12 protein-coding genes and 1 pseudogene are annotated in these 8,525 nt (G+C 70.0%); 8 read left to right on the top strand and 5 right to left on the bottom strand.

The genetic code is table 11. The features are described 5' to 3' along the window. Positions 1-11: 11 nt before the first annotated feature. From ACWGE1_RS24560 to ACWGE1_RS24570, 3 genes are read right to left on the bottom strand one after another with little or no spacing between them, the layout of a single operon-like run. Positions 12-278 (bottom strand): DUF4235 domain-containing protein, encoded by a 267-nt coding sequence (locus ACWGE1_RS24560; RefSeq protein ID WP_453422641.1) that lies wholly within the window; start codon positions 276-278, stop codon positions 12-14. Further along, entirely contained in the window at positions 275-649 is a 375-nt protein-coding gene (locus ACWGE1_RS24565; protein WP_453422642.1) for a DUF3618 domain-containing protein, read from the bottom strand. The genes ACWGE1_RS24560 and ACWGE1_RS24565 overlap by 4 nt, the downstream gene beginning before the upstream one ends. Further along, complete coding sequence (locus ACWGE1_RS24570; RefSeq protein ID WP_453422643.1) at positions 646-1,059, bottom strand: phage holin family protein; 414 nt, start codon at positions 1,057-1,059, stop codon at positions 646-648. Before ACWGE1_RS24570 ends, ACWGE1_RS24565 begins: the two co-directional genes overlap by 4 nt. 158 nt (positions 1,060-1,217) lie before the next feature. Between ACWGE1_RS24570 and ACWGE1_RS24575 the strand changes: the two genes are divergently transcribed. From ACWGE1_RS24575 to ACWGE1_RS24595, 5 genes and pseudogenes are all read left to right on the top strand, one after another. After that, positions 1,218-1,841 (top strand): flavodoxin family protein, encoded by a 624-nt coding sequence (locus tag ACWGE1_RS24575; RefSeq protein WP_453422644.1) that lies wholly within the window; start codon positions 1,218-1,220, stop codon positions 1,839-1,841. A 37-nt stretch (positions 1,842-1,878) separates the two neighbouring features. Beyond that, positions 1,879-2,092 (top strand): annotated as a pseudogene (locus ACWGE1_RS24580) (hypothetical protein); the annotation flags it as partial. A 21-nt stretch (positions 2,093-2,113) separates the two neighbouring features. Next, entirely contained in the window at positions 2,114-2,260 is a 147-nt protein-coding gene (locus tag ACWGE1_RS24585) for a hypothetical protein (protein ID WP_453422651.1), read from the top strand. Positions 2,261-2,440: 180 nt separating this feature from the next. Continuing rightward, positions 2,441-2,914, top strand: a complete 474-nt coding sequence (locus ACWGE1_RS24590) for a hemerythrin domain-containing protein (RefSeq protein WP_453422645.1) — start codon at positions 2,441-2,443, stop codon at positions 2,912-2,914. Positions 2,915-3,111: 197 nt separating this feature from the next. Further along, positions 3,112-3,480 carry a PRC-barrel domain-containing protein gene (locus tag ACWGE1_RS24595; RefSeq protein WP_453422646.1) on the top strand — a complete coding sequence of 123 codons (369 nt, stop codon included), beginning with the start codon at positions 3,112-3,114 and terminating at the stop codon, positions 3,478-3,480. On the opposite strand, the gene ACWGE1_RS24600 is transcribed toward ACWGE1_RS24595, so the two are convergent. Continuing rightward, positions 3,441-4,811 carry a PP2C family protein-serine/threonine phosphatase gene (locus ACWGE1_RS24600; RefSeq protein ID WP_453422652.1) on the bottom strand — a complete coding sequence of 457 codons (1,371 nt, stop codon included), beginning with the start codon at positions 4,809-4,811 and terminating at the stop codon, positions 3,441-3,443. The two genes, ACWGE1_RS24595 and ACWGE1_RS24600, sit on opposite strands and share 40 nt — an antisense overlap. Positions 4,812-4,998: 187 nt before the next feature. Next, positions 4,999-5,262: a DUF5133 domain-containing protein gene (locus tag ACWGE1_RS24605; RefSeq protein ID WP_453422647.1), complete on the bottom strand. Its 264-nt coding sequence runs from the start codon at positions 5,260-5,262 to the stop codon at positions 4,999-5,001. Between the two features lie 331 nt (positions 5,263-5,593). Here ACWGE1_RS24605 and ACWGE1_RS24610 point away from each other — a divergent pair, with 331 nt between their 5' ends. The 3 genes from ACWGE1_RS24610 (at position 5,594) to ACWGE1_RS24620 (ending at position 8,442) form a co-directional block, all read left to right on the top strand. After that, positions 5,594-5,923, top strand: coding sequence for a plasmid stabilization protein (locus ACWGE1_RS24610; protein WP_453422648.1), 330 nt, complete (start codon positions 5,594-5,596; stop codon positions 5,921-5,923). Between the two features lie 202 nt (positions 5,924-6,125). After that, the gene (locus ACWGE1_RS24615; protein WP_453422649.1) at positions 6,126-7,379 is read left to right on the top strand and encodes a cytochrome P450; all 1,254 of its coding nucleotides are present in this window, start codon (positions 6,126-6,128) and stop codon (positions 7,377-7,379) included. A 613-nt stretch (positions 7,380-7,992) separates the two neighbouring features. Next, the gene (locus tag ACWGE1_RS24620; protein ID WP_453422650.1) at positions 7,993-8,442 is read left to right on the top strand and encodes an SRPBCC family protein; all 450 of its coding nucleotides are present in this window, start codon (positions 7,993-7,995) and stop codon (positions 8,440-8,442) included. Positions 8,443-8,525: the final 83 nt, after the last annotated feature.

Raw genomic sequence — 8,525 nt, forward strand, 5'->3', positions numbered from 1 at the left:
ACAGGAGTGGGTCATCCCGGCCAGGTGCCCGTCATCCGACGGGTGGCGATGGCGCCCGAGCGGTCGACCGCGGCCTTGACCACGGCGAAGATCGCGCCCTGGAGGGCGGCGGCGATCAGGATCTGCCGCCACGAGCGGTCTTCGTCCGTGGCGCTGGGGGCGTCGCCTTCTCCTTCCACGATCTTCCAGACCTGCTTGAACGCGGCCCCCGCGATCATGCCGCTGGCGGCGCCGAGAGCCAGCCCGACCGGCTTGTAGGCGACCGTGGACGCTTTCATCGTCGTCCGCGGCCGCGCCGCACCAGCAGGAGGACGACCAGAGCGGCTCCGGCCACGAGCAGCGGCGTACGGTTGGCGCGTGCCACCGTCGCGACCTGGCCGGCCTTGTGGAGAACCGGATCGGGTGTCGTGTTCCTCACCAGCTGCGCGGCATGCTGGGTCTGCACGCGGATCTGGTCAGCGACCTGGGCGGTCTTCTCAGCGGCCTGTTCCTTCACAGCGGCTGTCTTCTCCTTCGCCTGCGCCTTGATGTCGGCCTTGGCGGCCAGTGCCTCGACGGTCCGCCCGAGCTCGTCACGGGTGTGCTCGACCTGCTCGCGCAGCTCGTCGGGGGTGGGCGCGCCGGTATGGGTTCCGGGGTCGTTGGTCATCGCTGCGCCTTCTCCTTGATCTCGGTCAGGTCGGCCTTGACGCTGCCGATGGTCTTCTCCGGGAGCGGGGCGCCGGCCTCGGCGATCTGTTTCTTCCCGGCCAGGGCGGTCACTGCGGCCACCGCCGCGAGCACCACCGTGAGGATCAGGGCCGACGCCCACACCGGGAGTATCAGGGCGAGGGCCGCGATGCAGGTTGCGACCAGGGCCTGGGCTGCCAGGATCCCGGTCAGGCCCGCCGCGCCGAACAGGCCGCCGCCTTTCCCGAAGCGTTTCCCCTTCTGAGTCATTTCTGCCCGAGCCAGCTGCATCTCCTCGCGGACCAGCTCCGAAATCTGCTGGGAAGCGCGTGAAACCAGCACGCTCACGGATTCGTCGGAAGTGTGGGTCTGCCGCTCTGTCACGCTCATGCGGACTCTCCCCTTTCCGGTGCGCACGTCGCTGTCATGGCGCGCCTACCCAATAAACGACCGAGCACCCACGCAGCGACAGGGTGCTCGACCGGCACCAGCGGCTTGGATCGCAGCGCTCGCGACATCAAAGTGGGCTCCACGGGTAGCCGGGCATCATGGACCCCAACAAGCACACCCCGCTCCGCGCTGTCGCGCTCGTCTGCACCCTGTCCCCCTCCCCCGCCCCGTCCAGCTCCGCATTGCTGGCCGAGCAGACCATGGCCGGCCTCGCCGAGCACGGCGTCACGGGGAAGACCATCCGGATCGCGGACCACGACGTGAAGCCCGGTGTGAAGACCGACATGGGCGACGGGGACGCCTGGCCGGAGATCCGGGACACCATCCTGGGCTGCGACATCCTGATCCTGTCCACGCCCGTCTGGCTCGGCCACCCGTCCAGCATCGCGCAGCGGGTTCTGGAGCGCCTGGACGCGGAGATCTCCGAGACCGACGACGAGGGCCGGATGCTCACCTACGGAAAGGTCGCCGCGGTCTGTGTCGTCGGCAACGAGGACGGCGCGCACAAGGTCAGCGCCGACCTCTTCCAGGGCCTGAGCGACGTCGGTTTCTCCCTCGCCCCGAACGCCGTCACCTACTGGGTCGGCGAAGCCATGCAGGGCACCGACTACCAGGACCTCGACAAGACCCCCGAGAAGACGGCCGCCACCACAGCCACGCTCGCCGCGAACACCGCCCACCTCGCCCGCCGCCTCAAGGCCGCGCCGTACCCGGCGAGCTGACCACCGGGGAGATCATCAACGCCGGTCACCGACGATCCCCAATTTCGGCCAGATCTCCATCAACAGGCCGCGCCCCCGTCGACGACATGCTGCGCGACGGCATGCACCAGAGCGCCGTCCACATGGGTGTCGCCCCGTACCGGCCCAACAGCCTCGACGGCGGCTGCCCCTTCCTCGCCGGAGCCGATACGGCCGCGTTCATCGGGACACCCGTGGAGGTACCGGCGGCGAGCAAGGTCCGCGAGGCGCCCGACCCGCGCGTACTGCTGCTCATCACCGAGGCGTACCGACACGGCAAGGCCATCGGCGGCTGGAACGGCGCGGAGGGGCTCTTGGAGAGGGCCGGCATCACGGCGGACGAGCCGGGCGTCGCCGTCGCCGTCGCCGACAGCAGTACGCCGTCGTCGGCACGCTCGTGACGGCGTTGGCCGGGCACCGGGCCCGGGACCGGTTCCCCGCCGCCCTCTGACCAGCGTTCGGCGTAGGGAAGGTCGCCTGTACGAAGCATCCCGCTCGGAGAGCAGTGTCGCCACCACCCCACCGGGTACACGGGGGCAGGGCGATCGGCCGCGCGCCCATGGACGAACAAGGGAGAACCTGTGGACGGGATCGTGCTGCTCAAGGAAGACCACAAGACGGTCGAGAAGCTGTTCAAGCAGTTCGAGAAGGCCGGCGACAACGCGCACGCCACGAAGCGGAAGATCGCCGACCAGGTCATCGAAGAACTCACCACGCACACCTGGATCGAGGAGAAGATCTTCTACCCCGCTGCCCGCGAGGCCGACCCCGACACCAAGGACCACGTCCTCGAAAGCATCGAAGAACACCATGTCGTGCTGTGGATGCTCTCCGAACTCAAGGACCTCGACCCGGGCGACGAGCGGTTCGACGCGAAGATGACGGTCCTCATGGAGAACGTCCGCCACCACGTCGAGGAGGAGGAGAAGGAGTGGTTCCCGGACGTCCGCAAGGCCATGGGCCGCAATCGCCTCACCGAACTCGGCGAACAGATGGAAGCGGCGAAGAAGACCGCCCCGGCCGATCCCTTGGCCGTCCCGAGCGCAGATCAATAGCCCCCTCCAGGCAGTCGGCCCAGGCCATCAGGCTTCTGGTCGCGGGTGTCGATCCGGGCGCGTGAAGCACTCGAAGCGGGGCAGGCGAAGTCCAGGCGGAACGCAGCACATCCGCCGGGCACGACGTACGGAACAAGGAGGTTCGGCGGGGAAGCATTTTCGCCTCCGTCCTCCATTGACCGAGGAGTTGTTTTCGCGTGACTGAGAATGTGTGGAGTTACCAGCCGACCGCGGGCCACCTGGCCGGTACGGACCTGACCGGCTACAAGGTCGAGGCGACCGACGGGAGCATCGGCAAGGTCGACAAGCACTCGGACGAGGTCGGTGACGCCTACCTGGTCGTGGACACCGGCGTATGGATCTTCGGCAAGGAGGTCCTGTTGCCGGCGAGCACGGTCGTCAGGATCGATCCGGAGGACAAGAAGATCTTCGTCGTCGGCACCAAGGAACAGATCAAGAACGCGCCCGAGTTCCACCGGGACAAGCACCTCGGCGACGCCGGCTACCGGGAGGAGCTGGGCACCTACTACGGCACCGGCGCCCCCTTCGGCGGCCGCCCCGCCTGATCGCCTTCTCGCACGATGACGCCGGTCCCGGCACCCTCCCTGGGTGCCGGGACCGGCATCGCTGTCGTCACCCGTGGCGCAGCTGCGCGAGCGGGCAGGGTGACGTGCGCATTCCCGGGGCCCGGGCCAGGCGTCGGCTCAGGTGTTCGCGCGGCGGCCTCCGGATGGGGGCCGTACCAATCCAGGCACAGGACGGTGGCGTCGTCCCTGGGCGGCCGGCCGTCGTCGGCGTCGGTGACCGCGGCGACCAGAGTGCGCACGGCCTCGCGCGGATGCTCGGTTGCCGTCCTGCGGATGAGGCCGGGCAGGTCGACTGCCTGGGCCTGGCGTTCCTGCATTCCGTCGGTGTAGAGCACGAGGCGGTCACCGGGGCGCAGGTCGAGGTCCTGGACCTGGTAGGGGCCTTGGTGGGGGACGCCGAAGGGCATGTTCACAGCCAGGCGCAGTTCATCGACCGCGCCGTCGCGCAGCCGCAGCGGCCAGGGGTGGCCGGCGTTGACGAGCCGGGCGCCGGTTCCGTCCAGGGCGATGCGCAACAGCTGGCCGGTGGCGAAGGTTTGCCGGCCGTGGTCGAGGAGGGCCTGGTGCGTCTGGCGGGCCTGTTCGGCAAGATCGGCTGCAGCGCGGCGGGCGCCGCGGGAGGCGTTGACCAGAAGGGTGGCCATGAGCGAGGCATTGACGTCGTGGCCCATGGCGTCGGTGATGGACAGGTGCAGGGTGTCGCTGTCGAGGCTGTAGTCGTAGGTGTCACCGGCGATGTCGGACGGCGGGACCAGGGCGCCGGCGAGAGCGAACTCGGCAGCATCACAGGAGGGGGCCGAGGGCAGGAGCTGGCGCTGGATCTCTGCGGCGAGGCTGACCGAGGCGGTGCGGTTGCCCCAGTGGTAGAGGTCGGTGAAACGGCGGTCGGTCACGATGATGTACGCCAGCGCGTGGGCAGCGTCTTCGACCTGATCCAGCACGTCCGGCGCGACCTGGGCGACGAACAGCTCCAGGACACCGATGGCGTCGCCGCGGTTGGTGACAGGGGCGAGCACCCGCTGCCCCTGCTCGCCCTCCGGTGCCAGCACCAGCCTCTGGGTCCGCAGGACCTCGTCGTAGACGCTGTTGCCCGCGAGGGGGACCTCTGCGGCACGCTCCTCCTGGTGCGTGGTCGCCGTGTCGTGGACGCGCAGGAGTCGTCGGCCGACGACATCGACGAACAGGAACGACACATACCGCGCACCGAACCGTTCACTCAGATGACGCGCGACGACGTCGAGGGAGTTCACCGGGGCGGCATCCTCCGCTTCCGCCAGCACCTCAGCCAGGCCGATCCGATCACGCGCCACATCAGCCTCCGCGTCTGCCGTCACCAGATAATTTGTACCCTTTCGCTCATTTAAGTCCATCTTCGGCGTGGCGGGCCTGCACCGGCAGGCGCCTCCAGCTGGGCCGGGCCCGGTCCTTGCGCCTCCCACTAGGCACAGGGCGGGGGCCTGCCGTACCGGCCCGCCCGGGACCGGTACGGCACCGGGACTATCGCGCCGTACCGCTCAAGGTCCGACCGTCCTGCGCCGCCACCTCCACGCCGTCCGCGTCACCGGGCCATACGGTACGCAGCCGCTCCCGGGCCGCGGCCAGCGCGGCCTCGATGTCACGCGTCCCGGTCGACACGCACAGTGTGTAGACCACGTCCTCCATCTGCTGCCGCACCGGTTCGTGACGGGCGGCGGCCCGGAGCTCCGACTCCGTCTCGTACTCCTCCACCAGACGTGCCAGCACCGCGGGGTGAGTCATCATCACGATCTCGCTCCTTCGCACACGTCGCAGCCACGGCCGACCGGCCGCCACCGATGCGTCGCCTGCCCCGGCACGGGCGTCCCATGCACCACGGGCGTCGCACGTGTGTCTCCGCTGCGCGCACGGGTCGGGTCGGGTCGCTGCACTGCACGCCGTCCCGGAGCCCAGCCGGTCCCGCACCTGCCGGGCGGCCACCGGTAGGTCTGTGCCGACCAGCGCGTACGGCGCGCCCACCCGACGAAGGCTTCTGGTCAGAATTGCGTGAGATGCGGCGTTATCGGGGTATGCGCACGATGACCGTGTCACCACACCGTCGGCGAAGGGTCACGCCATGCCCCGAGGAGCCAGCCCCAAGCGCGAGCGTCAGTACGAACACATCAAGGAGTCCGGGGAGAAGCGCGGTATGTCGGAGAGCCGTGCGAAGGAGATGGCCTCCCGGACGGTGAACAAGGAACGCGCACGTTCGGGGGAGAGCAAGACCGCGAGCCGCAGCTCCACCCAGGGCAAGTCCGCCTCGCAACGCGGCGGCGAGAAGTCCCATGGCGGCGGCAGTTCGTCCGAACGCACCAAGGACGACCTCTACCGGGAGGCGAAGAAGCGCGGCATCGATGGCCGCTCCACGATGACCAAGCAGCAGCTCAAGAACGCCCTCGGCCACTGACCTCGGGCAGAACCCATGGACCGGGGCCGGCCCGTTCCCCTTCTCTCCTCCCCCTTCTCCCTTCCCCTTTCTCAGGTCCTGCCGCGCGCTGCGGTCCCGACCGCATCACCGGCCGCTGGGACTAACGGCCACGTACGACCACGCACGAGTGACGCCCGGCTGTCGCGTGCGTGCGTCAGGCCAAGCCGGGTAGGCGCGCCCCATGCCCTCCTCCAGGAAATCCACCGCCCCGTGGAACGACAGCACGCTCGCGCTCCTCGCCCACGGCTACGCATGGCTGCCCAACCGGATGCGCCGCAGCCTTGACGGCACGGTCCGGACCCGCCTGCTGGGCCGGCCCACCGTCGCCCTGCGCGGGCCGGAAGCGGTCGCCTTCTTCTACGACGAGAAGCACGTCGTACGCACCTCGGCCCTGCCCGACCCCGTCCTGGACACGCTCTTCGGCCAGGGCGCCGTCCACACTCTCGACGGAGACGCGCACCGGGTACGCAAGGCGATGTTCATCGCCCTCCTCAAGGACGGCGCCGGAGTCGCCGCGCTGGGCGGGCACGTCGGTCGGCGGTGGCGCCAGGCGACGGCCGACCGGCAGCAGGAGCGTGTCGTGCTCTTCGACGAGGCCGCCAGGGTCCTCGCCCTGGCCGTCCGGGACTGGGCGGGCCTGCCGCTCACCGACGCGGCGGCCGCCGACCTGGCCCGCGACTGCACGTCCATGGTCGACGGGTTCGCCACGCCCGGCCCCCGCCACCTGCGCGCCCGCCGGGCACGACGCCGCCAGGAACAGGCCCTCGCCGGCCTGATCACCGATGTGCGCCGGGCCCCGGAGGCGGACTCCAAGGGTTCGGCGCTGGAGACGGTGGCCTGGCACCGCGACCTGGACGGAACCCTTCTGGACCCTCGTACCGCCGCCGTGGAGCTGCTGAACATCATCCGGCCCACGGTCGCCATCGCCTGGTTCGCCACGTTCGCCGCTCACGCGCTGCACCGGTGGCCCCAGCACCGCGACCTGCTGCGAGCCGACACCGGAGGCACCTATGCCGAGGCGTTCGCCCACGAGGTACGGCGCTTCTACCCCTTCGCCCCCTTCGTGGCGGGTCTCGCTGCGCAGGACCTGACCTGGCGCGGGGAACACATTCCAAAGGACGCCCTGGTACTGCTCGACCTGTACGGCCAGAACCACGATCCCGACCTGTGGGAGCACCCGTACCGGTTCGACCCGCACCGGTTCGCCGACCCCCACGGGCCGCGGAACCCGTTGGACAACCTCATCCCCCAAGGCGGCGGGAACCCGGCCCATGGCCACCGCTGCCCCGGAGAGGACATCACCGTCACAGCACTCGCGGTCATCGCGACGGAACTGGCGCGGCTCGACTACGACGTCCCCGACCAGGACCTCGGCATTCCCCTGTCCCGCATGCCCACCCTCCCCCGAACCGGCTTCGAGCTCCGCCCGATGTGACCGGCCAGGGCCGGTACCGGCGCGCACGGTGGCACCTCGGGCCCGGCCCTCACCGTGCCGGCGCTCTACGCGGTGCCGCCTCGGACAGACCCGCCCTTTTGAGCCTTCCCCCGGGTCGTCTCCGCACGGGCTCGGTCCACGCGGTCCGGGTCCGCGGGCGGGCCACCGCCCGTGCCGGTCCTGGACGCAGCTCCCGGCGGGCGGCCGTGTTCGTCCACCATGGCTCCCTCATCGGGAAGCAGCGCCGGGCGGGGGTTCGGGTTCTTCTCGCCCATGATTCACCGCCTCACTCCGTTTCGATCGCAGTGCCGTCGGTGCCCTCGTGGCTCCGGGGCCGTCCGCCCCCGGCGTCCGGGAGGTCGGGGGCGGACGGGCCGGCGGGCGGAACGGCTCCCCTTGCGCCTGCCCCGCCCTCGGCATCTCACTCGCACAAGGGGAGGAGACCGGCGCGGGGCTGCCTGGTCAGGGAATTGGCCTCGTTCGGGGAGTCACCACCCGGTTGCCGGGGCAGGCGCGGGGTGAACGGGCACGGATGCCCGTGCCCCTGCGGAAGCCGGACAGGCTCGAGACCGCCCGGGCCCCGCTTCACCACCCCAGACCAGAGGAGACAGTCATGTCGAAGGTCAAGGAGTCCATCGAGGTCGACGTGCCGGTCCGTACGGCGTACGACCAGTGGACACAGTTCGAGTCGTTCCCGCAGTTCATGGACGGCGTGCAGCGGATCGAGCAGCGCACGGACACGCTCACGCACTGGGTGACGAGGATCAGCGGTGTCGAGCGCGAGTTCGACGCGGAGATCACGGAGCAGATCCCGGACACCAAGGTGGCGTGGGTGACCGTCGGAGGCGAGAGCGAGCAGTCCGGCCTGGTGACCTTCCATCCCATCGATCCCACCCATACGCAGGTCACGCTGATGATGGACTTCGACCCCGAGGGTATGGCGGAGAACATCGGCGACAAGCTCGGCTTCGTCGACCGGCAGGTCAAGGGCGACCTGAAGCGCTTCAAGCACTTCATCGAAGACCGCGGCTCAGCCACCGGACAGTGGCGAGGCCAGGTCTGACCCGGTACCCGGACCCGCCGCCCCGCAAGGCCGCGCGCGGGTGAAGGAATGACCCGGCGGCCGCCGCGCAGTACACGGCGCGG

Source organism: Streptomyces sp. NPDC054932 (genome assembly GCF_053610205.1).